Origin of the sequence: Lysobacter sp. 2RAF19, from assembly GCF_052115395.1 — a bacterium.
In the GTDB taxonomy this organism is placed as follows: Bacteria; Pseudomonadota; Gammaproteobacteria; order Xanthomonadales; family Xanthomonadaceae; genus Noviluteimonas.
In genome coordinates, this window is sequence record NZ_JBFRGO010000002.1 from 77,457 (window position 1) to 101,478 (window position 24,022).

General features: G+C 68.2%; 15 protein-coding genes. 6 read left to right on the plus strand and 9 right to left on the minus strand.

What is annotated here, in order from left to right; all coding sequences use genetic code 11:
* Nucleotides 1–10: 10 nt before the first annotated feature.
* From AB4059_RS07200 to AB4059_RS07215, 4 genes are read right to left on the minus strand one after another with little or no spacing between them, the layout of a single operon-like run.
* A complete protein-coding gene (locus AB4059_RS07200; protein WP_498978030.1) occupies nt 11–487 on the minus strand; it encodes a SixA phosphatase family protein in 477 nt (158 codons plus the stop codon).
* Between the two features lie 59 nt (nt 488–546).
* Complete coding sequence (locus AB4059_RS07205) at nt 547–1,176, minus strand: nucleotide-binding protein (protein WP_498978032.1); 630 nt, start codon at nt 1,174–1,176, stop codon at nt 547–549.
* A 33-nt stretch (nt 1,177–1,209) separates the two neighbouring features.
* On the minus strand, nt 1,210–4,119 hold the full coding sequence (locus tag AB4059_RS07210; protein ID WP_498978034.1) for a hybrid sensor histidine kinase/response regulator: 2,910 nt from the start codon (nt 4,117–4,119) through the stop codon (nt 1,210–1,212).
* Between the two features lie 11 nt (nt 4,120–4,130).
* A complete protein-coding gene (locus tag AB4059_RS07215) occupies nt 4,131–5,324 on the minus strand; it encodes an EAL domain-containing response regulator (RefSeq protein WP_498978036.1) in 1,194 nt (397 codons plus the stop codon).
* Nucleotides 5,325–5,452: 128 nt separating this feature from the next.
* Between AB4059_RS07215 and AB4059_RS07220 the strand changes: the two genes are divergently transcribed.
* On the plus strand, nt 5,453–9,133 hold the full coding sequence (locus AB4059_RS07220) for an indolepyruvate ferredoxin oxidoreductase family protein (protein ID WP_498978038.1): 3,681 nt from the start codon (nt 5,453–5,455) through the stop codon (nt 9,131–9,133).
* Between the two features lie 68 nt (nt 9,134–9,201).
* Here AB4059_RS07220 and AB4059_RS07225 read toward each other — a convergent pair whose 3' ends face one another.
* A complete protein-coding gene (locus AB4059_RS07225) occupies nt 9,202–11,127 on the minus strand; it encodes a M61 family metallopeptidase (protein ID WP_498978040.1) in 1,926 nt (641 codons plus the stop codon).
* A gap of 186 nt (nt 11,128–11,313) precedes the next feature.
* On the opposite strand from AB4059_RS07225, the gene AB4059_RS07230 reads away from it, so the two are divergent.
* Nucleotides 11,314–11,670, plus strand: a complete 357-nt coding sequence (locus AB4059_RS07230; RefSeq protein WP_498978042.1) for an I78 family peptidase inhibitor — start codon at nt 11,314–11,316, stop codon at nt 11,668–11,670.
* A 6-nt stretch (nt 11,671–11,676) separates the two neighbouring features.
* On the opposite strand, the gene AB4059_RS07235 is transcribed toward AB4059_RS07230, so the two are convergent.
* The 3 genes from AB4059_RS07235 to AB4059_RS07245 all read right to left on the minus strand — a co-directional run bounded on the left by AB4059_RS07235 (nt 11,677) and on the right by AB4059_RS07245 (nt 15,941).
* Nucleotides 11,677–11,841, minus strand: a complete 165-nt coding sequence (locus tag AB4059_RS07235; RefSeq protein ID WP_498959258.1) for a hypothetical protein — start codon at nt 11,839–11,841, stop codon at nt 11,677–11,679.
* Between the two features lie 70 nt (nt 11,842–11,911).
* On the minus strand, nt 11,912–14,314 hold the full coding sequence (locus tag AB4059_RS07240; RefSeq protein WP_498978044.1) for a S9 family peptidase: 2,403 nt from the start codon (nt 14,312–14,314) through the stop codon (nt 11,912–11,914).
* 97 nt (nt 14,315–14,411) lie between these two features.
* Nucleotides 14,412–15,941, minus strand: coding sequence for an FAD-dependent oxidoreductase (locus AB4059_RS07245; protein WP_498978046.1), 1,530 nt, complete (start codon nt 15,939–15,941; stop codon nt 14,412–14,414).
* A 183-nt stretch (nt 15,942–16,124) separates the two neighbouring features.
* Here AB4059_RS07245 and AB4059_RS07250 point away from each other — a divergent pair, with 183 nt between their 5' ends.
* The 4 genes from AB4059_RS07250 (at nt 16,125) to AB4059_RS07265 (ending at nt 22,167) form a co-directional block, all read left to right on the plus strand.
* Nucleotides 16,125–17,516: a cytochrome ubiquinol oxidase subunit I gene (locus AB4059_RS07250; protein WP_498978048.1), complete on the plus strand. Its 1,392-nt coding sequence runs from the start codon at nt 16,125–16,127 to the stop codon at nt 17,514–17,516.
* Nucleotides 17,516–18,523, plus strand: coding sequence for a cytochrome d ubiquinol oxidase subunit II (cydB, locus tag AB4059_RS07255; protein WP_498978050.1), 1,008 nt, complete (start codon nt 17,516–17,518; stop codon nt 18,521–18,523). Before AB4059_RS07250 ends, cydB begins: the two co-directional genes overlap by 1 nt.
* 85 nt (nt 18,524–18,608) lie before the next feature.
* Nucleotides 18,609–18,878, plus strand: a complete 270-nt coding sequence (locus AB4059_RS07260; RefSeq protein WP_498959263.1) for a YcgL domain-containing protein — start codon at nt 18,609–18,611, stop codon at nt 18,876–18,878.
* Nucleotides 18,871–22,167 (plus strand): ankyrin repeat domain-containing protein, encoded by a 3,297-nt coding sequence (locus tag AB4059_RS07265; RefSeq protein WP_498978052.1) that lies wholly within the window; start codon nt 18,871–18,873, stop codon nt 22,165–22,167. The genes AB4059_RS07260 and AB4059_RS07265 overlap by 8 nt, the downstream gene beginning before the upstream one ends.
* On the opposite strand, the gene AB4059_RS07270 is transcribed toward AB4059_RS07265, so the two are convergent.
* The gene (locus AB4059_RS07270) at nt 22,164–24,017 is read right to left on the minus strand and encodes a monovalent cation:proton antiporter-2 (CPA2) family protein (protein WP_498978054.1); all 1,854 of its coding nucleotides are present in this window, start codon (nt 24,015–24,017) and stop codon (nt 22,164–22,166) included. The two genes, AB4059_RS07265 and AB4059_RS07270, sit on opposite strands and share 4 nt — an antisense overlap.
* Nucleotides 24,018–24,022: the final 5 nt, after the last annotated feature.

The following is a 24,022-nucleotide window of genomic DNA, read 5'->3' on the forward strand; positions in this document are numbered from 1 at the left end:
CTTCAGCCCGTCACGGCCACCAGAATGCGGACAGGCGCGCCGCACCCGGTTCGAGCACGGCGTCCTTCGGCAGGGTGAGCACGGCGATGCCCGCCGGCGGCATGCCGCGATAGTCGCCGGACTGGCCGCTGTGCATCAGTGCGGCGAGCTGTTCGAAGCCCGGGTTGTGGCCGACGAGCAGGAGGCGATCGACGTCCTTGTGGCCGTCGGCGAGCTCCATCAGCGCGCCGGGCGTGGCTTCGTAGATCGAAGGTTCGAGGCGCTGGTCGACATAGCCGACCGCGGCGAGGACCGCTTCGAGCGTTTCGCGCGTGCGCCGCGAAGGCGAACACAGCACCCGATCGGGCACGAGCTGGTGCTCGCGCATCCAGCGGCCGGCGGCTTCGGCTTCGGCGAGGCCTTCGGGCGACAGCGGGCGATCGAGGTCGGCCTGTCCCGTGCTGGCGGGTTCGGCGTGGGCGTGGCGCAGCAGGATGAGTTCTCGCATAAGGGGTCGAGCTTAGCCGACGGCCGGGGCGAGTTGGGGTGAAGTTTTCGTCGGGCGCATCAGACGCGCCTGATCCACTTCAGCAATGGGTCCCAATCGGCCTGGTGCTCGCGCACCTGCTGGGAGTGGTAATCGAAGAGGCTGCGCCCGAGCCCGGCCATCAGGACGTAGGCCTGGGTGTCGCGCAGCTCGGCCACCAACGGGTAGGGCCACTGGCGCAACGCGTCCATGAATTGCTGGCTCGCGTTGGTCCACGGGCGCAGGCGATTGCCGACCAGGCCCACCGGCAACTTCCCCTTGCGGATGCGCGGGTGCTTGGCGAGCGTGTCGAGGAAGGGCACGGTGGCCTCGATGTCGATCATCGAGGGCAGCACCGGCACCACCACGGCGTCGGCGACATCGAGGAAATGCGCGAGTTCGGCGCCATGCGCACCGGCCGCGGCATCCACCACCACGCGCTGCGCATCGTTGGGCAGGTGCTTGTCCCAGTCGCGGCGCGTGCCGTCGATCGGCAACACCGCGTGTTCCATCAATGCGCGTTTTTCCGCCCAGTGGCGCGACGAGCCCTGGGTATCGGCGTCGACGAGCACGGTGCGTTTTCCATCGACCGCGAAATGCGCGGCGAGGTTGGTCGACAACGTGGTCTTGCCCACGCCGCCCTTGGAACTGGCCACGAGCACCGTCTTCATCCCGACCCCCGGCTGCAACTGGAATGGCTGAGCCTACACGGGGCGGGGCCAGCGTGCTTCGGCCCAGAGGGCAAGACGGTGAACAGCGGTGGCCAGGTCGGCGGCCAGCGCGGGGACGGAAGCGGCGTCCTGCGCGCGGCCGGCGGTTTCCAGCGCCTCGGCGGCATGGCCCAGTTCGCCGGCCCCGATGCTCCGCGCGGCGCCCTTGATCTTGTGGGCCTCGCGCGTCACGCCGGGGAGGTCGCCAGCCGTGCGCGCGGCTTGCAGCGTCGCCAGGTCGGCGTGGGTGCTGGCCAGGAAGTCGTCGAGCAGCGCGCGCGTTTCCACCGCATCGCCGTGGACCAGGCCGGCGAGCACCTGCGCGTCGATCGGCGGCGGCCGCTCGGCCTGTGGAAGCATCGCGGCCAGGTCCACCGTCATCGCGGGCGTCGCCTGCGTGTGCGGCAACCAGCGCGCGAGCATCGCGGCGAGGGACGGAATACCGACGGGCTTTGCGAGGTAATCGTCCATGCCCGCGGCCAGGCACCGTTCGGCTTCGCCCTTCAGCGCCGAGGCGGTGAGTGCGATGACGGGCGTGTGCGCGCGGTGCTCGCGCGCTTCCTCTTCGCGGATCTCGCGCGTGAGTTGGTAGCCGTCGAGACGCGGCATGTGCACGTCGGTGAGCACGAGCGCATAGCGCCCAGTGCGCCAGCGGGCCAGGCCTTGTTCGCCGTCTTCCGCCGATTCGCTCGCGTATCCGGCCAGTGCGAGTTGGCGCGCGATGACCGCGCGATTGGTCGGATGATCGTCGACCAGCAGCACCAGGCTATGTTCGGCCTGCGCCTGCGCGAGCGTCGGCAGTTTGCGCGGCGCGAGTTTCGGCGCCGCCGGTTGCGCCGATTCGGCCGGCACCTCCGATTCGGGCGCATGCGGCAGCACGAGGTCGAAGTGCATCGTGGTGCCCTGCCCCGGCGCGCTGTCCATCGTGACATTGCCGCCCATCAGCTCGGCGAGGCGGCGGGAGATCGCAAGCCCCAGCCCGGTGCCGCCGAAGCGCCGCGTCGTATCGGCGTCGACCTGCGAGAAGGGCTGGAACAAGCGCGCCTGCTGCGCCTCCGACACGCCGATGCCCGTGTCGGTGACGCGGATGCGCAATCGGTCGCCGCCCAGCGCGCCGGCACCGGGCGCGGATTCGCGCCATTCCAGCGCCGCTTCCACGCGCCCGTGGTCGGTGAACTTGATCGCGTTGGACAGGAAGTTCGCGAGGATCTGCCGCACGCGCAACCCATCGGCGCGATAGGCCGGCGCGACGCGATCGTCGATCGTGCACGACAACGCGAGCCCCTTGCTCGACGCCGAACCGGTGAAATTGGCGACCGTCATGCGCACCACGCGGCGCAGGTCGACGGGCGACGGCGTGAGTTCCAGGCGCCCGGCTTCGATCTTCGAGAAGTCGAGGATGTCACCGATGATCTGCAGCAGCGAATCGGCCGAGGATTGGATGACGTTGAGCGCCCGTCGTTGATCGCCGTCCAGTTGCGTGTGCGCGAGGATCTCGACCATGCCCGTCACGCCCACCATCGGCGTGCGGATCTCGTGGCTCATCGCCGCGAGGAAGGCGCTCTTGGCGAGGTTGGCTTCCTGCGCGCGCGCCTCGCTTTCGCGCAGCGCTTCTTCCAGGCGCTTGCGTTCGGTGAGGTCGGTGGCCACCGCGATCAGTCCGCCGGGGCGGCCTGCTTCGTCCTTGAACGAGGCCAACGCGAGCACCACCGGCACCAGGCGGCCGTCGCGATGCACGAGCACGGCTTCGTGCGGCGGGCGATCGAGCTCGGCGAGCAGGTACATCGCGCGCCAGTCGGCGGGCACTTCGGTGCTGCGCTGGCGCCCGAGCGCGGCGACGATGCGTTCGACTTCCGAAGGCGGCACCAACATCGGCGAGTCGTCGGGCTGCGATGCGCTGCCGTAACGCGGGACGCGGCCGATGATCTCGCTCGCTTCCCAGCCCAGCAGCCGCTCGGCGAAGGGATTGAACATGATCCAGCGCCCGTGCCCGTCCATCGCGAGGATCGCCACCTGCGCGGCGTTGAGCAGCGAACGCTGGAATTCGCCGCGGCGTTCGAGCTCCGCGCGCACGCCTTCGTTCACCGCCAGTTGGCCGGTGAGATCGGATTCGTAGCGCATCACGTCGCGGCGCATGTCGACGAAGGCATCCATCACGTCGCCCAGCTCGCCGCGCGGGCGGAACGCGGGCATCGGCTCGTCGGGATCATGCTTGCGCATGTCGCGCGCGAGTTGCGTCAGCGCTTCCACACCCTTGTAGGCGTTGCGCAGGATATGGCGCGCCAGCAATCCGGCCAGCAGCAGCGCGACGAGCGACAGGCCGATGCGCAGCAGGCTCGCGCGTCGTCCGCGTTCGATTTCCGCGCGCACCATCCGCTCGGAATTGAGCATCGCCAGGTTCGACAGCGCTTCCATGCGCGTGGTCACCGGGTCGATGGCCGGATACAGCTCGGTGTCGGCGAAATGGCCCAGCGCCTTGAGGTCGCGCCGCACCAGGATGCCCCGCAAGGTCGACATCGCCGCGTGCGCGCGGACGCGGGCGTGGCGCACCTGTTCGAACAGGACCTGCTGCTCCCCGCTGCGCGGCATGGTCTGCAGCGCGACCCAGCTGCGGTCGATCTTGTCCTGCGCCGCGTCGAGCGTCCGGACGCCTTTCTCCCAGGTCATCAGGTTGTTGCGGACACGGAAGGTCGTGTCGACCACGTCCAGTCCGTAACCATCGGATACCGCCTTGAGTGCGCGCAGGCGACGCAGCGAATTGTCGCGCATCTGCTCCAGCGAGGTGCGCGTGTCCATCTGGAGCATTTCGTCGATGACCAGCACCGTGGCGCCGGCGAACAGCAACAGGCCGAACAGGCCCCACAACTGGTGGCGCATCCCCAGCGAGAACGAGCGCAGGCGCATGGGCGTGTGCTTCAGTCGGGCGCGCGCCAGCGCGACACGCAATCGATCAGCTCCTCGGCCACCACCGGCGCGCCGACCAGATACCCCTGCGCGATGCCGCAGCCGAGCTCGGCGAGCATCTGCCAGTCCTCGACCGTCTCCACGCCTTCGGCCACCGTTTCCAGTTGCAGCTTGCGCGCCAGGTCCAGGCTCGCTTCGACGACCGCGCGCTTGCGCGGTTGCGAGTGCGCGCCGAACACGAAGCCCTGGTCGATCTTCAATTCGGTGAACGGCACCTGCGAGAGCTGCGAGAGCGACGAATACCCTGTGCCGAAATCGTCGATCGACAGGCCGAAGCCCTTGAGTCGCAAGCGCGCGAGCACACCCAGGCCGCGCGCGGCGTCGGCCATCAACAGGCTTTCGGTGATTTCCAGGATGACTTCGCTCGGCGACAGGCCGTGGTCTTCGACGATCTGCTGGTAGCGGTCGGCGGCCGATTGGTCGTGCAGGGTCGCGGGCGAAACGTTGACCGACAAGTTCAGGCGCAGGCCGTCGTCCTGCCAACGGCGTTTCCACGCGCAGGCCTGTTCGAGGATCGCGTCGGTGAGGTCGGCGGCCAGGCCGTCGGATTCGAGCAGGCCGACGAAATGATGCGGGCGGATCACCTGCCCGTCGCCGCGCTCCCAGCGGGCGAGCGCTTCGACGCCGACGATCTTGCCGTTCGCGAATTCGGCCTGCGGCTGGAACCACGGGACGATCTCGCCCTGGTTGAGGCCGCGCCGCAGCTCGCCCAGGTCGATGAAGACCGATTCGTCGGCCGGGTTGGATTGCAGGCGCTCTTCGTAACGCGTGAGCACCGCTTCGAGTTTCTCGACGCTCAGCGGCTTCTCGATGCTTCCGAGCACGTGAAGGCCATAGGCGCGGGCCATCATCTGCACGGTGTTGAGCAGCGCCGGATCCAGCGCACTCACCAGCGCCACGCCGCGCGCCAGCCGCCGTTGCGCGACGTGGCCGATGAATTCGATGCCGTCCATGCCGGGCATGTCCAGGTCGACGAGCACCACGTCGGGCGCCGTGCCACCGTTTTCGAGCAGCGACAGCGCGGCCACGCCGTCGGCCGCTTCCTGCACCTGCCCGATGCCCAGTTCAGCCAGCAGCCGCAGCGCCAGCCGGCGCTGGAACCCGTGGTCTTCCACCACCATGACCCGCAGCGCGGCCAAGCTCATCGGGACGTCCCCCCGGAAGGTGCACGCATCCTGCGTGCGCCCCCGTATCGAACGCGTCGGGGGGGCATGGGCGGCCGCAGGAACCGCCGCTGCTACAATCCCGCGTCTTTTTCCCCGGTTTTGCCGCGATGACCAGCACCGCCGAGCTCTCTTCCCCCGCGTCGGCCAACACCGCGCTGACCAACAGTGTCCTCGATGGCGATTACACGCTCGAAGACAAATACACCCGCGAATCCGGGCGCATCTATCTTTCCGGCGTGCAGGCCCTTGTCCGCCTGCCGTTGATGCAGAAACTGCGCGACCAGGCAGCCGGGCTGAACACCGCCGGTTTCGTGAGCGGCTACCGCGGTTCGCCGCTGGGCGGCTTCGACCTCGAACTGTGGCGCGCGCGCAAACACCTGGAAGCCAAGCAGGTGAAGTTCATCCCGGGCCTCAACGAGGACCTGGGCGCGACGATGGTGTGGGGCACGCAGCAGACCAACCTGTTCCCCGGCGCGAAAGTCGAGGGCGTGTTCGGCATGTGGTACGGCAAGGGCCCGGGCGTCGACCGCACGGGCGACGTGTTCAAGCACGCCAATGCCGCGGGCACCGCGCCGAAGGGCGGCGTGCTCGCGCTCGCGGCCGACGACCATGCATGCCGTTCCTCGACGCTGCCGCACGGCTCGGAACAGGAATTCGTCAGCGCGATGATGCCGGTGCTCAACCCGGCGGGCGTGCAGGACATCCTCGACCTGGGCCTGATCGGTTGGGCGATGTCGCGTTACACCGGCCGTTGGGTCGGCTTCAAGACGATCGCCGAAACGGTGGAGTCTTCCGCCTCGGTCGACGTCGATCCGCTCGCGCTGAAGATCCTGTTGCCCGAAGACTTCGACATCCCGCGCGGCGGCCTGAACATCCGTTGGCCCGATCCGCCGATGGACCAGGAGATGCGCCTGCACCAGTACGCGGTGAAGGCCGCGCAGGCCTTCGCGCGTGCGAACGGGATCGACCGCGTCGTCATCGATTCGCCGAACGCACGCCTGGGCATCATCACCACCGGCAAGTCGTACCTGGACGTGCTGCAGGCGCTGGAATACCTCGACCTCGACGCGCGCGCCTGTGCCGACCTCGGCATCCGCGTGTACAAGGTCGCGATGACCTGGCCGCTGGAACCGGTGGGCCTGCGCAATTTCGCGCGCGGCTTGCAGGACATCCTGGTCGTCGAGGAAAAACACGCCTTCATCGAAAGCCAGATGAAGGAGTCGATGTACAACTGGACGGGCGAGCGCCCGTCGGTCGTCGGCAAGTACGACGAAGCCGGCGAATGGATCCTGCCCTCCACCGGCGAACTCACGCCGGCGCGCGTCGCGCGCGTGATCGCCAGCCGCATCCGCAAATTCCACGACAGCGAACACATCCGCGACGTCATGCGCTGGATGGAAGGCAAGGAATCCGAGCTCGCCCTGCCCCGCGCCGCGTTCCCGCGCGTGCCGCATTACTGCTCGGGTTGCCCGCACAACACCTCGACCGTCGTGCCGGAAGGCTCGCGCGCGCTCGGCGGCATCGGCTGCCATTACATGGTCACGTGGATGGACCGCCGCACCGACACCTTCACGCACATGGGCGGCGAAGGCGTGACGTGGGCGGGCCAGGCATCGTTCACCGACACCGAGCATGTGTTCCAGAATCTCGGTGACGGCACGTACTTCCATTCGGGCTCGCTCGCGATCCGCCAGTCGATCGCCGCGAAGGTGAACATCACCTACAAGATCCTCTACAACGACGCGGTCGCGATGACCGGCGGCCAGCCGGTCGACGGCACCCTGAGCGTGCCGCAGATCGCGCACCAGGTGCGCAGCGAAGGCGTGCAGACGATCGTCGTGCTCTCCGACGACATCGCCAAGTGGAGCGATCCGGCGATCTTCCCGGTCGGCGTGGAATTCTTCGATCGCACCGAACTGGACAACGTGCAGAAGCGCCTGCGCGAAACCGCCGGTACGACGGTGCTGATCTACGACCAGACCTGCGCGACCGAAAAGCGCCGCCGCCGCAAGCGCGGCAAGATGGTCGATCCGGCCAAGCGCGTGATGATCAACTCGCTGGTGTGCGAAGGCTGCGGCGATTGCGGCAAGAAATCCTTCTGCGTTTCCGTGCTGCCGAAGGAAACCGAATTCGGCCGCAAGCGCGACATCGACCAGAGCAATTGCAACAAGGACTTCTCCTGCGTCAACGGCTTCTGCCCGAGCTTCGTGACGGTGCATGGCGGCACGCTGCGCAAGAAGAAAGGTTCCGGTTCGGCTGATCGCTTGTCGAACCTGCCGATGCCGACGCTGCCCGCGCTCGACCAGCCCTGGAACATCCTGATCACCGGCGTCGGCGGCACGGGCGTGGTGACCATCGGTGCGTTGCTCGGCATGGCCGGCCATCTGGAAGGCAAGGGTGCGAGCGTGCTCGACCAGACGGGTCTTGCGCAGAAGGGCGGCGCGGTGACCACGCACATCCGCATCGCGCGTTCGCCGGCCGACATCCACGCCGTGCGCATCGCCGCGGGCGAAGCCGACCTCGTGCTGGGTTGCGACATGGTGGTGGTCAACGACTACTGGCCGTTGTCGAAGATCCGCAGCGGCCGCACGCAGGTCGTGCTCAACAGCTACGAAGCGATGCCGGGCACGTTCACCACGCGCCCCGACATGCAGTTCCCCGCGCAGGACATCGTCGCGGCGATCAAGCTCGCGCTCGGCGGCAACGATCATGCTTCCAACGGCATGCACATTGTCGATGCCACCCAGCTCGCGACCGCGCTGATGGGCGATGCGATCGCGACCAACCTGTTCATCCTCGGCTACGCATGGCAGCGCGCGCTGGTGCCGGTGTCGTTCGATGCGCTGATGCGCGCGGTCGAGCTCAACGGCGCGGCGATCGAGATGAACAAGACGGCGTTCGCCTGGGGTCGCCTTGCGGCGATCGACCTGCCGGCGGTGCTCGAAGCGGCAGGCATCGCGCGTTCGATTCCCTCGCAGGACACCTTGCACGAACTGCCCGTCCTCTCGCCGGGCGAATGGGAAGGCCACGAGTGGGGTGCGAACGTCGCGCCGAAGCCGGTCGCGATCGAAGACGAGTCGCGCCACCTGCCCGCGCACGGCAGCGACGCCGCCTTCGCGCCGCTGGACGATGCACGCCTGTCGCGTTCGCTCGACGAAGTCGTCGCACGTCGCGTGGCGTTCCTCACGCAGTATCAGAATGCCGCTTACGCCAAGCGTTACAGCGATCTGGTCGCGAAGGTCCGCGCCGCCGAGCAGCAGCGCGCGCCGGGCAGCTCCGACCTGAGCGAAGCGGTCGCCCGCTATGCCTTCAAGCTGATGGCCTACAAGGACGAATACGAAGTCGCGCGCCTGTATACCAGCGGCGATTTCAAGGCGCGCGTGGCGCAACAGTTCGAAGGCGACTACAAGCTGGTCTTCCATCTCGCGCCGCCGCTGTTGGCAAAGAAGGATGCCGAAGGCCGTTTGCTCAAGCGCGAGTACGGCGCCTGGATGTACACCGCGTTCCAGCTGACGGCGAAGTTGCGTTTCCTGCGCGGCACGGCGTTCGACGTGTTCGGTTACACGGCCGAGCGCAAGATGGAGCGTCGTTTGATCGCCGAGTATTTCTCGACGGTGTCGATGCTGGCCGACGGTTTGAACGACGGCAACGTGGCGCTGGCGACGGAGATCGCGTCGGTGCCCGAACACATCCGCGGCTACGGCCACGTCAAGGAGGCGCACCTGCACGATGCGAAGGCGCGCGAGGCGGGCTTGCTGGCGAAGTGGAAGAACGCGCCGGCCGCCTGATCCGGGCACGAAAGAGGCATGAAAAAAGCCGCCCTTCGCAGGGCGGCTTTTTTGTTTTCGCGAATCGCTTACTTCTTCGGCGCGTAAATCGCCGACAGGCGATCGGGCTTGCCTTCGATGCGCTCCAGGTGCGGATAGCGCAAGCCGTCGTAGTACGGCAACTGGATCGTGCGATACAGGTCGAACTCCTTCACCAGCAGCTCGATCGGCTTGTGATCCTTCTTCGCCGCGGTGACCGCATCTTCGAGCACGTCGCCGGCGTATTGCTTGCCGTTGACCGCCACCGCCGTCATGCCCGGGCCGATGCCCGCCTTGAACGCAGGGCTGTCCCAGCGAACGCTGGAAATCGCGCCGTCGCCGCCGATCGAAAGGCCGAGCGAATACACGAAGTCGGCGCCGCCACGGCCGTATTCGGCCGCCGCCGTCTTCGCATAGGCATTGGGCTTGTCCTTGAACACCAGGCGCCAGCCCGAGGCTTCGATGCCGCCGGTGAGCGGCACCTTGCCATCGAGGCGATCGTGCAGGAACTTGCCCCAGTCGTCGGCCACCAGGCTGTTGAGCGTGGCCGCGACGTCTTCGAACGTGTAGGTGTTGACGCTGAAGTCGCCGTCGTTCATGCCGAAGAACTTCTTCGCGAAGTCGTCGAGCGAGATCTTGTTGTTCGACTTCTCGCGCAGGCGCGAATCCACCTCGAGCCAGATCATCTGGCCGCCGGAGTAGTAGTCCTCGCTCAACTGCCAGCTGGTGTAGGCCTTCGACGTGCGCTTGGCGATGATCGGGTCGTTGGTCGTGTCCTGCAGCGCGCGCCACGACAGGCCGGCGCGGTTTTCGGCGTAGGTGGCCGCGACCAGGGCGAGCGCGTCCTTCGCCGTTTCGAAGTTGCGCAGGCCGGCGCGCGCGGTGATCACGTTGCCCCAGTACTGCGTCTGCCCTTCGTACACCCACAGCAGGCTGCCCTGCATCGGCGTGTTGAAGGTCGGCGTGGTGAGGTCGGCGCCACGGCGGTACTTGCCGTCCCACGAATGGTTGTACTCGTGCGCGAGCAGGTCGCTGCTGCCGGACTTCGGATCCCACGAATTGAAGTACTTCACGCCCACGCCGTTCTCGCTGGAACGGTGGTGTTCCAGGCCGATGCCCGACATCTGGCCGCTGAGCGCGAACAGGAAGTCGTAGTGGTCGTAGTGCTCGGCGCCGTACAACTTGCGCATCTGCTGCACGAGGCGGCGGTGCGCTTCGAGATGGTCGGGCTTGGCTTCCAGGTACTTCGCATCGTCGGCGACGACGTTCAGGCGCACCGGCTTGCCGACGCCCTGCGACAGGTCGAAGGTCTTGAAGTAACGGCCCGCGTACATCGGCGAATCGACCAGCGTGTCGAAATCGACCGGCTTGTAGGTGACGACGTCACCGGCGCGGCCCTGCAATTCCAGCGCGGTCGCGGCCTGCCAACCGGCGGGCAGCTTCACGCTCGGCGCGAAGGTGATCGCGCTCGCCGCATAACCGGCCGGATACAGCGCAACCGTGTTCCACTGCAGGTTGAGCATGTTCGGCGTCATGACCACGCGACCCTGGTCGCGGTCGGTCGGCGAGATGAACTGGAATGCGACATCCAGGTGGGTCGCGCCCTGCGGCACGTCGACCTTGAACGCGTACACATCCAGCGGATCGCGCTTCCATTCGATCTTCTGCCCGTTGGCCGAGAACTCCAGGCCCGCGACCTTGTCGACGCGGCCGTAGTCGGCGTGGTTGCCCGGCAACCACTTCGGGAACAACAGCGTCACTTCGCCGGCCTGCACCGGGATGCGCTGCTTCACGTTGAAGACGCGCTGCGAAAGGTTGGTGGCGTCGACTTCGAGCGTGATCGTGCCCGGGTACGCGGCGGTGCTGGCGGCGTAGACCGGCGCCTGCGGCGAGGACTGCGCGATGGACGTGGAGGAAACGGCGAGCGCGGGCAGCGCGAGCGCCAAGGCGAGGGCGAGCAGCGTGGGACGAGGCATGCGGTGTCCTGGAAGCGCAAGGGATGGAATGGGTGCAAACATCCCATCGTGCAAATTCGGCGCACGTCCGCCCTCTGCCATTCGGCATGGTCGAACGGAAAGATCGCGCATTCCCGACGATGCCTTGTCGCTCACGGCCCCCGGGCGTAGGGTGCGGCGCCATCCCCCATGGACAGGAGTCCGCCCGTGAAGACCTCGCTCGTGACCCTCCGCTACGCCCTCGCCGCCGGTGCGATGCTCGCCCTGTCCGCATGCACTTCGGCGCCGCGCTCCGAATCGGCGTCCTCCGGCAGCGCGCTTCCGCCCGCCGCGGCCACCACCACCCCGCCGATGCTCGCCGCGTCGTGCAAGGCCGGCAACGCGCAGCAATTCGTGGGCAAGACGGCCACGCCGGAGATCGTCGAGCAGGCGCGCGTGGCCTCGGGCGCGACGACCGCGCGCGTGCTGACGCCCGACCAGGCGATCACGATGGAATACCGCGGCGATCGTCTGAACGTGCGCGTCGGCGCCGACAACGTGATCGGCAGCGTGGGCTGCGGCTGAGCGAATTCAGTCTTCTTCGGGCTCGGGCGCCGCCAGGCTGGGCGGTTCCCAATCCTCGAGTTCGAAGTCCTTCGGCGTGCCGAGCTCTTTCCGGTCGTCCAGGCGCGGCTGGTTCTGCCAGTAGCGGTTGTCGGCGATCTTCTCGATGCTGCGGTGCGGTTGCTTGTGCATGGCGACCCCTGGCGGTGGAACAGGCGTGCAGCCTGTCACCGCCGGTGTTGCGGCACCGTCAACTGCGGCCTCAGCGCTGCGGCTGCAGCGTCCGGTCGAACAGCTCGAGGATGCGGCGGTACTCGTCGTACCAGCTGTCGGGGTGCGTGAAGCCGTGGCGCTCCAACGGGTACGGCGCCAGTTCCCACTTGTCCTTGCGCAATTCGATGAGCTTCTGCGTCATCACGACCGAATCGCGGAAGAACACGTTGTCGTCGATCATGCCGTGCGCGATCAGCAGGTTGTCCTGCAGCCCGGCGGCGTATTCGATCGGCGAGGACACCTTGTAGGCCTCCGGGTCGAGCTCGGGCGTGTTGAGGATGTTCGAGGTGTATTCGTGGTTGTACTGCGACCAGTCGGCCACCGGGCGCAGCGCGGCGCCGGCCTTGAACGTGCCGGGCTTCTTGAACAGCGCCATGAAGGTCATGAAGCCGCCGTAGCTGCCGCCGTAGATGCCCACGCGCTCGCGGTCGCCCTGCTTGTTGGCGACCAGCCAGTCCAGGCCGTCCAGGTAATCCTCCAGCTCCGGCGTGCCCATGCGGCGATAGATGTCGGTGCGCCACTTGCGGCCGTAACCTTCCGACGCGCGGTAATCCAGGTCGAGCACGAGATAACCGCGATCGACGAGCAGGTCATGGAACATCTGCTCGCGGAAATAGTTCGGATAGCGCGCGCTGACGTTCTGCAGGTAACCGGCGCCGTGCACGAACATCACGATCGGATAGTGCTTGCCCGGCTCGAGCTGCTTCGGCCCGTAGTACTTGCCCCAGATCGTGCCCGCGCCGTGCTTGGACGGCACCTGCACGTATTCGGGCATGACCCACGTACGTGCCTTGAATTGCGGCGTGCGCGTGTCGGTGAGTTCGGTCGCGCCGTCGCCGTTACGGTTCACCACGGCCAGCTGCGGCGGCACGTAGCTTTGCGAATGGCGCACGAGCAATTTCGATTCGTCCGGCGAGACCACGAAATCCTCGACGCCGTCGAGTGCGGTCACTTCGCGCACGGCGCCGCCCTTGCGGTCGACTTCGCAGACTTCGTAATCGCCCGGCCACTTGCGGTTGCACAGGAACAGGAAGCGGCTGCCGTCCTTCGACAATTGCGGCAGCGAGGCTTCCCACTGGCCCGAGGTGATCGCGCGCGGCGCGCCACCGTTTTCGCTGACATACAGGTGCGAGTAGCCGCTTTCTTCCGACAGGAACCACAGCGCGCCATCGGGTGCGAAACCGAAATCGTTGAAGCCCCAGTTGATCCACGCAGGATCGGTGAGGCGATGGCGCGGTTGCAGCTTTGCATTGGCGAGGTCGATCGATGCGAGCCAGCGATCCTTGTTGTCGATCGCGCGCACCATCACGGCGGCCTGGCGGCCATCGGGGGTCCAGTGGATCGCGGGCGCGCCGGCGTTGTCGCCGGAGGTCAGCACCTGCACGTCGCGATTGCCTTTCAACGCGTCCTTGCCGGCGGCCTTGCGCAGCGCGGCCAGCGGATCGACGGTGATGCCGGGCAGCGCATCGAACTTCACTTCGCGCACCGAGCCATCGCCGACCTTCACCAGCCACAAGTGCTGCGGCACCGGCGCGTTGTGGCCGACGCGCGTGCGCACGTCTTCGAATTCCTCGTAACCCGACTCGGTCACGTACTTCGGCATCTTGCCTTCGGTGCCGATGTCCGCGCCCTTGGCGGTGGTGATCACGAGCAGCCAGTTGCCGTCGGGCGACAGCGCGCTGTCGGCGATGTCGACATCCGCGCCGAGATAGGCCGGCACCGGCGCGCGCGTCGCGTCGGCAAGGCGCCAGGCCTTGTCCTGCGCGCGCGCGGCATCGCGCTGCGCGCGATCGTTGCGCAGCGTGTCGATCAGGCGCAATTGGCGATCGCGCAGATCGTCGGCGGCGGGCTTGGTGTCGGGCGCCTTCTCCGCGAGCGGCGTCGCGGCCTCGCGCACGCCGCCGGCGGCGGTCCAGCGATACCAGTCGTTGCCCACGCGCCACGACAGGCCGCCATCGCTGCCCCACTGCGGCTGCGCTTCGTCGTCGTTGCTGCGCGTGATCTGCTGCAAGGCACCGCTGCGCAAGTCGCGCACGAACACATCGCCGTTGCGCACGTAGGCCATGCGCGTGCGCTGCGTGTCGTAGACCGGTTGTTCGCCGTCGGCGTCGGCGCGCGCGGCACCATCGAGCATCGCGGCCGCGCCGCCCGCGATCGGTTGCACCCAGGTGTCGCGGATCGTCGCGCCCGTGCGCTTGCGCTGCGTGTACGCGCGCTGGCCATCCCACGACCACCACGCCGCTTCGATCGGCGCGCCGATCCAGTCCGGGTCGGCCATCGCCTGCGCCAGGGTGATCGGTGCGTCGGCATTCGGCGCGGGCGAAGCCGTGTCCTGTGCGAAAGCAGCGGGTGCAAGGAGGAGCAGCGCGAGGGACGCGGAAATGGGGCGCATGGGGTGGTCACGGCGAAACGGAAGCGCGCAGGTTAACAGCCCCGGATTCACCGGCCGGGGGTCATAGGTCATGCGGAAAACGCTGGCGGGGGGAGGCTCACATCCGGACGGCGGGGCGATCAGTCGCCAGCGCGCTCGGCACCGGCGTGGCGACCGGCGCAAGCCCGTGCGCGGCCGGCCCGTTGAGGCAACTGCCGTCGCGTGCATCGAAGCGCGAGCCGTGGCAGGGGCAATCCCAACTCCGCTCCGCGTCGTTCCAGTGCACCACGCAGCCCAGGTGCGGGCACTTGGCCGAATGCAGGTGCAAGGTGTTGGTGTCGTCGCGGAAGGCCGCGATCTTCTGCAGGCCATGGCGCAGGACGGCGCCCTCGCCCGCCGGCAACTCCTCGAGCCCTTCGATCTCGCCCGCGCTGACCCAGTCGGTGTAATACGGAACGACGTTCAGCGTTTCGCGCACGAAGGTGTCGGCCGCGCGCAGGGTGCGCCGATCCGGCGCGTACAACGCGCGCCACGGCGAATCGCCATCGACGATCAGGTCGGCGACGATCAATCCCGCCAACGTGCCGTGCGTGAGTCCGTTCCCCGAGTCGCCGGTCGCCACGTACACGTTGTCCGCGCGCCCCGGGTTGTGGCCGAGGAATCCCAGCCCGTCGATCGGTTCGATCACCTGCCCCGACCAGCGATAGCCGACGTCGAGCGCCATCGGGAAATGGCTGCGCGCCCAGGATTCGAGCACTTCGTAATGCCCCTGCGTCGCATCGTCCTGGCCGGTCTTGCGGTCTTCGCCGCCGACCAGCAACCACGTGCCGTTGCGCGCCGGCGCGATGCGCACGTAGTGGTAAGGCACCTGCGTGTCCCAAAGCAATGCATCGGGCAAGGTGCCGGGGTCCACGCGCAAGGCAACGACGTAGGTGCGGTACGCGGCTTGCTTTGTGTGGATGGCGACGCGGTCGTTGAACGGGACGTTCGCGGCGACGACGAGGTGTTCGCATTGCACGCGCGCGCCGTTGTCGGTGGTCGCGCCGGCGTTGGCGCCGCCATCGACCTGCATGACGTGCGAATGGGTGTGGATGCGCCCGCCCATGCGCACGATCGCGCGCGCCAGGCCCGTGGTGTAAGCGAGCGCATCGAAACGCGCCTGGCGCGGAAAGCGCAGCGCCGGGCCGAACCGTTCGAACCCATCGGGCGCGATCTCCAGGCGTTCGACCTCCAGCCCTGCACGACGCGCAGCCGCGTATTCGCGCTCCAGCACGTCGGCCTGCGGATCGTCGGCGCCACGCACGAGATAGCCATCCACGCGCGCGAAGCCGCAATCGATGCACTCGGCTTCGCAGATGTGTTCGATCGTGTCGATCGCGGCGCCATGGCTTTGTGCGGCCAGTCGGGCGCCGTTTTCGCCATGCAGGTGTTCCAGCGCGAAATAGCGATCATCGAGCGCATCGCACAGGTGGCCGGTGGTGCGCGCGGTCTGTCCGCCGTGCAGATCGTGTTCTTCGAGAACGATGACATCGTGGCCCGCGCGCACCAGGCGCCATGCGGTGGTCAGGCCGGCGATGCCGGCGCCGACGATGCAGATCCGTGCATGCGCGTCGGCGGTCAAGGGTGCGAAGACGGGCGCATCGTTCATCGCCATCCACAGCGATCGGCTCGGTCCGTGTTCCTGTAACGCTCCGTTTCGCATGGCGCACCCTGCCTTGCGCGTCGTTGCGATTGTGGAACCACGGCGGTGAGCGGCCGGTGATGCAAACGCCGCGCGACAGGCGCAGACTATGCAGCGCGGCGCCGCCCCCGTGTGCCGCGGAGGCACTGCGTGGATGCCCTGCTCCTCTCGCGGATCCAGTTCGGGTTCGTGATCTCGTTCCACATCCTCTTCCCGTCTTTCACCATCGGCCTCGCCAGTTGGCTCGCGTTCCTCGAATGGCGCTGGCTGCGCACGCGCGACGGGATGTGGCTGGCGCTGTACAAGTTCTGGCTGAAGATCTTCGCCGTCAGTTTCGGCATGGGCGTGGTGAGCGGCATCGTGATGAGTTTCCAGTTCGGCACGAACTGGGCGATCCTGAGCGAACGCGCGGGCAACATCCTCGGCCCGTTGCTGTCCTACGAAGTGCTCACCGCCTTCTTCCTGGAGGCCACGTTCCTCGGCGTGATGCTCTTCGGCATCAAGCGCGTCAAACCTTCGATGCATTTCTTCGCCACGTGCATGGTCGCGCTGGGCACGCTGATCTCCACGTTCTGGATCATCGCCGCCAACAGCTGGATGCAGACGCCGCAGGGTTACGTGATCGATGCGCAGGGCGTGTTCCAGCCCGTCAGCTGGTGGGCGATCGTCTTCAATCCGTCCTTCCCGTATCGCCTGCCGCACATGGTGCTCGCGGCGTTCATCACGACGTGTTTCGTGATCGGCGGCGTCTCGGCGTGGTACCTGCGGCGCGGCGCGCACGTGGAAGAAGCAAAGCGCATGCTCAAGCTCGCGATTGCGTTCGCGGCCATCGCGGTGCCGCTGCAGATCCTCGCCGGCGACCAGCACGGGCTGAACGTGCTCGAACACCAGCCGGTCAAGCTCGCGGCGATGGAAGCGCATTGGGAAACGCATCCGGGCGGCGTGCCGCTGGTGTTGTTCGCGGTGCCGAATGAAAAGGCCGAGCGCAACGATTACGAAATCGCGATCCCCAAACTCGGCAGCCTGATCCTCACGCATTCGATGGACGGCCAGGTGCAGCCCCTGAAGGCCGTGCCGCCGCAGGATCGCCCGCCGGTGAAGCCGGTGTTCTACGCCTTCCGCGTGATGGTCGGCATCGGCACGCTGATGTTGCTGCTGACCCTGGCGTCGTTGTGGCAATGGCGGCGCGGGCGCCTGTTCGATTCGCCGCTGTTGCTGCGCGGATGGAATTACATGCTGCCTGCCGGGTTCATCGCGATGCTCTCTGGCTGGTACGTCGTGGAAATCGGGCGCCAACCCTGGGTGGTGTACGGCGCACTGCGCACTGCGAATGCCATCTCGCCGACGCTCGCCGCGGCCAGCGTGTGGACGTCGCTGATCACCTTCGCGGTGGTGTACGCGATCGTGTTCGGTTCGGGCATCTGGTATCTCGCGCGCCTGGTGCGCGTGGGCCCCGGGAAACACGACCCGGCGCCCGATACCGAGGCCGGCGACAAGACGCCCGCGCGCCCGCTGTCGGTCGGCAACAAGGAGGCCGTGTGATGGCGTACTGGCTCCCCGTGGCGTGGTTCGGCGTGATCGGGTTCGGCGTGCTGATGTACGTGTTGCTCGACGGGTTCGTGCTCGGCCTGGGCATCCTGGCGCCCTTCGCCGAGGACGAGCGGCAACTCGACCACATGATGAACACGGCCGCCCCCATCTGGGACGGCAACGAAACCTGGCTGGTGCTCGGCGGCGCGGGGCTGCTCGCGGCCTTCCCGAAGGCCTACGCGACGGTGCTCTCCGCGCTGTACCTGCCGGTCCTGCTGATGCTGATCGCACTGGTGTTCCGCGGCGTGGCCTTCGAATTCCGCTTCAAGGCGGTGCGCGGCAAACCCTGGTGGGGCGCGGCCTTCGCGCTGGGCTCGATGTTCGCGGCCTTCGCCCAGGGCCTGATCCTCGGGGCGATCGTCGAAGGCATGCCGCTGCAGGCCGGCAAGTACGTCGGCGGTGCCTTCGGCTGGTTCAGCCCGTTTTCGATGCTGACCGGCGTGTCGGTGGTCTTCGGCTACGCACTGCTCGGTTCGACCTGGCTGATCCTCAAGACCGAAGGGCGCCTGCAGGAAATCGCGCGCACGCTCACGCGTCCGCTGGTGCTGGTGGTGATCGCGTTCATGGGCCTGGTGAGCGCGTGGCTGCCCTTCCTGGACTCGCGGATCATGGCCCGCTGGTTCGAGGGCGGGAATTTCTGGTGGCTCTCGCCGGTGCCGCTGCTCGCGTTGCTCAACGCGTGGTGGCTGTGGCGCGCGGCGATGCGCGAAGGGCGCGATACGGCGCCATTCATCCTGGCGCTGTGCTTCTTCGCGCTCGGGTTCGCGGGGCTGGTGCTGGGCTTGTGGCCGAACATCGTGCCGCCGTCGTTGTCGATCTGGGAGGCCGCGGCGGCGCCTTCGTCGCAGATTTTCGTCGGCGTCGGGCTCGTGATCCTGCTGCCGGCGATCCTCGGATACACGTACTGGTCCTACTCGGTGTTCCGCGGCAAGGTGGCGGCCGACGCGGGCTATCACTGAAATCCGCGTCTTCACAACACGAATTGCGGGTTCCGTCACAACGTTCTTTCCGACACAATCATCGCGTCCCCCGCCCAAGGCCGCGATGCACGCTTTCGTCTACAAGAGCCTCCGGCAGGCCGACACTTACGTCTACCTGTCCAAGCGCGATGATTTCGCGAGCCTGCCGCCGCCGCTCGCGACCCAGCTGGGGAAGCTGCAGTTCGTCCTCGAAGTCGCGCTGACGCCCGAGCGCAAACTCGCGCTGGCCGATCCCGAAGTCGTGCGCGGCAACCTCGCCGCGCGCGGCTTCCATGTGCAATTCCCGCCGACGATGCTCGATCCGATGACGGAGGACTGGGGCACCGATGCCTGAGTCCACGCGCTCGATCGGCCTGGTCATCGGCGCCGCGCTCGCCGGCGTCGCGCTCACGCTGCTGCTGGCGCTCGATGCCTGGCCGCTCGCACTGGCCGGCGCGCTCGCGCAGCCGGCGTACGCGCTGGCGGTGTCGTGGTGGCGCGGCACGCGCCCGTCGTCGAAGTGGCGGCGCGATGCGCTGGCGCTGTCCGGCACCTGGGTCGCGGGCGTCGCGGTCGTGGCCGCCCTGGTCACCTGGCCGCTCGCGGCGCTGCGCGAAACCGGAAGTCTGTCCGCGGCGATCGGCCTGAGCGTCGTCGCCGGCGTCGCCTTGTTGCTGCTGTGGCGCACCTGGCCGATGTGGCACGCGTTGGAACGCGAAGGCGGCGCGGTCGCATCGATGTGGCGCAGCCTGGCGGAAGTGGAAATCGGCGCGTGGCGCGGCCTGGGCGTGGCGGCGATCGTCGCGTCGATCGCGGGCGCGGTGATTGCGCTCGCATGGCCCGGCCTGGTCGCAGAGTCGGCGCGCTGGCCGATGGCGATCCTGCTTGCGCTGTTCGCACCCGTGTTGCACCTGGTGCTGCAAAGCCTGCCCGCGCCCTCGCCCTTGCCGATCGAAGCGCAGCTCGCGGCGATGGAACCGGATGACGATGGGGATATCGCGCAGCCCGAGATCGAAGCCGATCTGGAGACCGCGCTGTACGCCGCGGCCCGTAGCGGCCGCGTCGATCGCGCACTCACCCTGCTCGAATCCGGCGCGAACCCGCACGCGTTGCCGGCCGCCGACGAGCGCGACCAGCGCACGCTGCCGATGCTCGCGGCCATCCTTCCCGACCTGCGCCTGCTGCGCACGTTGATCCAGCACGGCGTCGACGTGAACGCCGCGCATGGCGGCATGGCGCCGCTGCTCGCCGCCACCCGCGACAGTTGGCATGGCCGCCCCGAAGCGGTGATGACGCTGCTCGCCAATGGCGCCGACCCGCGCGTGGCCGACAGCGACGGCAACACGCCGCTGCACCACGCCGCACGCAGTTCCGATCCCGGCGTCGCCGCACTCCTGCGCGATGCGGCCGCCGACATCGACGCGATCAACCGCGACGGCATCACGCCGCTCGGCATCGCCTGCGCGTCGGGCAACTGGCGCCTGGCGCGCTTCCTGCTCGAACGCGGCGCTAAGCCCGAACTGCCGGGCGCCTCGCCCGTGTTGCTCGCCGCCGCGGGTACCGAAGAAGACGATGTCGCCGGCGTGCAATTGCTGCTGCGCCACAAGGCCAAGCCCGACGCACGCGACGCGCGCGGCCGCAGCGCGCTGCACGAAGCCGCGCGGAGCGGGCACGTGGAGATCGCCGAAACATTGCTCGCCACCGGCGCCGACGCGCATGCGCGCGACAACGAAGGACGCACGCCGTGGCTCGACGCCGCGCGCGGCGGTCATCTGGAAGTCCTCGAACGCCTGCTGCCGCATCGCCCCGACGTCGCGCTGACCAACGCCGAGGGTCGCGATGCGCTGATGCTCGCGGCCACGTCCGACAACGCGTCGGCCGCGCTGGTGCGCCGCCTGCTCGAACTCGGCCTGGATCCCGCGCGTCGCGACAACGACGGCCGCCGCGCCGCCGAACACGCCGCGGCCGCCGGGCGTTGGACGATCGTCGCGGTCCTCGATCCCGCCTATCCGCTGCCCGCGGCGGTCGCCGATGCAGGCGCGTCGTCGACGACGATCGACCGCGCGCCGGTGACGTTGCTGCGCGATGCGATCCGCGACGGGCGCCTGGAAGACATGCACAGCGTCGTGGGCCTGCTCTCGCCGCGCGAACTGGGCGCGCAGTTGCGCCAGATGCCGATCACCGGTCCGGGCGCGCCCGCGAACGCGGCCTCGCGCATCGATTGGTTGCTCTCGCAGGGCGCCGATGCGGATCAACGCGAAGGCCTGGACGACAACACGATGTTCGCGCTGCTCGCGCAAGGCCCGGTCGCCGCTTCGGCCGTGCAGGCGTTGCTGCGACGCGCGGTCTCGCCGGCGGGCCGGGGCGGTCTGGCGATCTTCCTGGCCGCGTGCGTGCAGAGCGATCACGCCGGGCGCGGGCTGGAACAACTCGCGGTCGAACTGCTCGAACGCGGCGCCGATGCATGGGCGCCTTCGCCGGCCGGCGATCCGCCGCTCGCGCTCGCCGTGCGCCTGGGATGGTTGCGCGTCGTCGAACGCGTGGTCGCGCAGGGCGTGAATCTGAACGCGCGCGACTCGCACGGGATGACCGCGTTGCATCTGGCCGCCGCGCTCGGTCGCGAAGCGGCGTTGAAGGCGCTGATCGCACAGGGCGCCGATCCCGACATGCGCGCGGCCGACGGACAGACGCCGCTCGGCGTCGCGTTGTCGTCGGGCCGTCGCGATCTTGCCGACTGGCTCGACTGGCGCGGCTGGCCCTTGCCGGGACGTCCGCTGCAAGCCTCCGACCTGCCGTCGGCGGCGATCGTCGGCGAGGCCGATGCAGTGCGTCGCCTGATCGACCTCGGCCTGTCGGTCGATGCCACCGATACGCAAGGGTGCACGGCGTTGTTGCGTGCGGCCGGCGGCGGACATCGCGCGGTGGTCGATCTGCTGCTCGCGCGCGGCGCCGATCCGCGTCTTGCCGCACGCTCGGGTGCGACGCCGCTCTCGGCGGCGGTGAGCATGCGCCAGGTCGACATCGTCGAACGCTTGCTCGCCGCGGGCGCGCCGCTCGAACAGCGCCTTCCGGGCGATGTCACCGTGTTGATGCTCGCGGCTGCACTCGGCCTGCCGGATCTGGTTGCGCGCCTGATCACCGCGGGCGCCGACGTCCACGCCGGCGATGCGCAAGGCCTCGCGCCGCTGCATTGCGCCGCGCTTTACGGATTCACCGCGCGCGAGCGCCCGCGCCTGGTCGCGTTGCTCGATACGCTGCTGCTCGCCGGCGCCGAAGCCGACCAGCCCGCGGCCGGTGGCGTCACGCCGCTGCTGTTGCTGCTCGGCGCGCGCGCCGAACCGGGCACGGCGTGCGACGAAGACGTCGTGCTCGCGGGCCTGGAGCGCCTGCTCGACGAAACCGTTTCGCTCGATGCGCGCGACCCGCGCGGCTTCGGCCCGCTGCACCTGGCCGCGCTGCACGGGCTGCTGCAGGTCGTGCAACGCCTGCTCCGCGCCGGCGCCGACCCCGACCTGCGCGACAGCCTCAACCGCAGCGCGCGCGAGATCGCGGTGATGCGTGGCTTCGTCGATGTCGCGGCGGAATTCGTGCCGGCCACGCCGGGCGGTGTTTCGATGGCGCGCTTCCTGCGCGAACCGCGTTAGGCATCCCCCGGCCGCACCGCGGCCGGGTCTGCGACGTCCAGTTTCCCCTCCGCGCGAGGTTGCCCCAGGCCACCGAGGATGCCTTCGCCGCGGTCGGCGCCGAAGAGTTGTTCGAGCTCCACGCGCGCCTGCGCGACCGTCTGCAGGATCGCCTGTTCGTCGTCCTGCACCAGGTATTGCGTGCGCAGCAGCGCTTCGTCGTGTTCGCGGAAGCGGCGCGCGCGTTCGGCGGCGGCGGCCGGCGACAGGCCCATTTCGACGAGCACGCGTTCGCCCATGACCAGGCTGGAATAGAAGGTTTCGCGCACCACCTGTGCGCCGTGGTCCATCAATTGCCACGCGTGGCGGCGGTTGCGGGCGCGCGCGAAGACGGTCGCTTCGGGGTAGAGGCGGCGGATGGTGTCGACCGTACGCAGGTTGGCTTCGACATCGTCGATCGCGATCACGAAGACTTTCACCTGCGCCGCGCCGGCAGAGCGCAGCAATTCGGAGTTGGCCGGATCGCCGTAGTAGATCGTGCTGCCGAAGCGGCGCATGAACTCCACCTGCTCCTGGCTGTGCTCGATCGCGATGAAGGGAATGCGCTGCGCCGCGAGCAATCGCGCGATGACCTGGCCGAAGCGACCCATGCCTGCGATGAGCACCTGGGGTTCCTGCTCCTGCTCTTCGATCTTGTCGAACTTTTCCGATTTCGCCGGCTTCGTGGCGACCAGCCAGCGCGAGAGGAAGATGTACAGCGGCGGCGTCAGCGCCATGGACATACCGACGATCGCGACCAGGTGGCCCTGCAGGTCGCGCCCGATCAAGCCGACGCGCGCCGCATCGCCGAACACCACGAAGGCGAACTCGCCGCCCAGGGCGAGCACGCTGGCGAGCAGCAGCGCATCGCGGTTCTGCAACCCGCCCGAGAGGCGGCCGATGCCGTACAGCAGGACGAACTTCGTCGTCATCAGCAATGCCACGCCGACGCCGACGAACCACGGATCGGCGATCACCGCGGTGACGTTGATCGACATGCCCACCGCGATGAAGAACAGGCCGAGCAACAAGCCTTCGAAGGGTTTGATCTGCGCTTCGAGCTCGTGGCGGAATTCCGAATCGGCGAGCAGCACGCCGGCGAGGAAGGCGCCCAGGCCCATCGTCAGCCCCGCCAACTGCATGATCCACGCCGCGCCCAGCACGGTGAGCAAGGCGCTCGCCGTGAAGACTTCCGGCATGTCGATGCGCGCCACGATCCGGAACATCTGCCGCAACAACAAGCGGCCGCCGACCACGACGATGGCGATCGCGCCGATCGCCTTGCCCACCGCCATCCACGACACACCCTGCCCCTGCGCGCCACCCAGCAAGGGAATCGCCGCCAGCAACGGAATCGCCGCCAGATCCTGGAACAGCAGGATCGCGAACGCGAGCCGCCCGTGCGCCGTGGTCAGCGCCTTGCGTTCGGCCAGCAATTGCAGGCCGACGGCCGTGGAGGAAAACGCGAGGCCCAGGCCGATGACGATCGTCGCGGGGAACACCACGCCGCGCAATTGCGTGAGCAGCGCCAGCGCGATGCCGCAGGCGAGCATCTGCAAACCGCCCGAACCGAAGACGGGTTTGCGCATCACCGACAGGCGCGAAGGCGACAGCTCCAGGCCGATGACGAACAGCAGCATGACCACGCCGATTTCGCTGGCGCCGAGCACGGGCGCGACATCGCGGATCACGCGGAATCCGTAGGGCCCCAGCGCAACGCCCGCGACCAGGTAGCCCAGCACCGCGCCCAGCCCGAACTTGCGGAATACCGGGACCGCGACCACCGCGGCCAGCAGGAACACCAGGGCCAGTTCGAGTCCGCCGCCGTGCATGACCA

What these genes read in the sequence shown, in the direction of transcription:
- AB4059_RS07200 (WP_498978030.1), bottom strand. Translation starts at nt 487, where the DNA reads ATGCGAGAACTCATCCTGCTGCGCCACGCCCACGCCGAACCCGCCAGC.
- AB4059_RS07205 (WP_498978032.1), bottom strand. Translation starts at nt 1,176, where the DNA reads ATGAAGACGGTGCTCGTGGCCAGTTCCAAGGGCGGCGTGGGCAAGACC.
- AB4059_RS07210 (WP_498978034.1), bottom strand. Translation starts at nt 4,119, where the DNA reads ATGCGCCTGCGCTCGTTCTCGCTGGGGATGCGCCACCAGTTGTGGGGC.
- AB4059_RS07215 (WP_498978036.1), bottom strand. Translation starts at nt 5,324, where the DNA reads ATGAGCTTGGCCGCGCTGCGGGTCATGGTGGTGGAAGACCACGGGTTC.
- AB4059_RS07220 (WP_498978038.1), top strand. Translation starts at nt 5,453, where the DNA reads ATGACCAGCACCGCCGAGCTCTCTTCCCCCGCGTCGGCCAACACCGCG.
- AB4059_RS07225 (WP_498978040.1), bottom strand. Translation starts at nt 11,127, where the DNA reads ATGCCTCGTCCCACGCTGCTCGCCCTCGCCTTGGCGCTCGCGCTGCCC.
- AB4059_RS07235 (WP_498959258.1), bottom strand. Translation starts at nt 11,841, where the DNA reads ATGCACAAGCAACCGCACCGCAGCATCGAGAAGATCGCCGACAACCGC.
- AB4059_RS07240 (WP_498978044.1), bottom strand. Translation starts at nt 14,314, where the DNA reads ATGCGCCCCATTTCCGCGTCCCTCGCGCTGCTCCTCCTTGCACCCGCT.
- AB4059_RS07245 (WP_498978046.1), bottom strand. Translation starts at nt 15,941, where the DNA reads ATGAACGATGCGCCCGTCTTCGCACCCTTGACCGCCGACGCGCATGCA.
- cydB (WP_498978050.1), top strand. Translation starts at nt 17,516, where the DNA reads ATGGCGTACTGGCTCCCCGTGGCGTGGTTCGGCGTGATCGGGTTCGGC.
- AB4059_RS07260 (WP_498959263.1), top strand. Translation starts at nt 18,609, where the DNA reads ATGCACGCTTTCGTCTACAAGAGCCTCCGGCAGGCCGACACTTACGTC.
- AB4059_RS07265 (WP_498978052.1), top strand. Translation starts at nt 18,871, where the DNA reads ATGCCTGAGTCCACGCGCTCGATCGGCCTGGTCATCGGCGCCGCGCTC.
- AB4059_RS07270 (WP_498978054.1), bottom strand. Translation starts at nt 24,017, where the DNA reads ATGCACGGCGGCGGACTCGAACTGGCCCTGGTGTTCCTGCTGGCCGCG.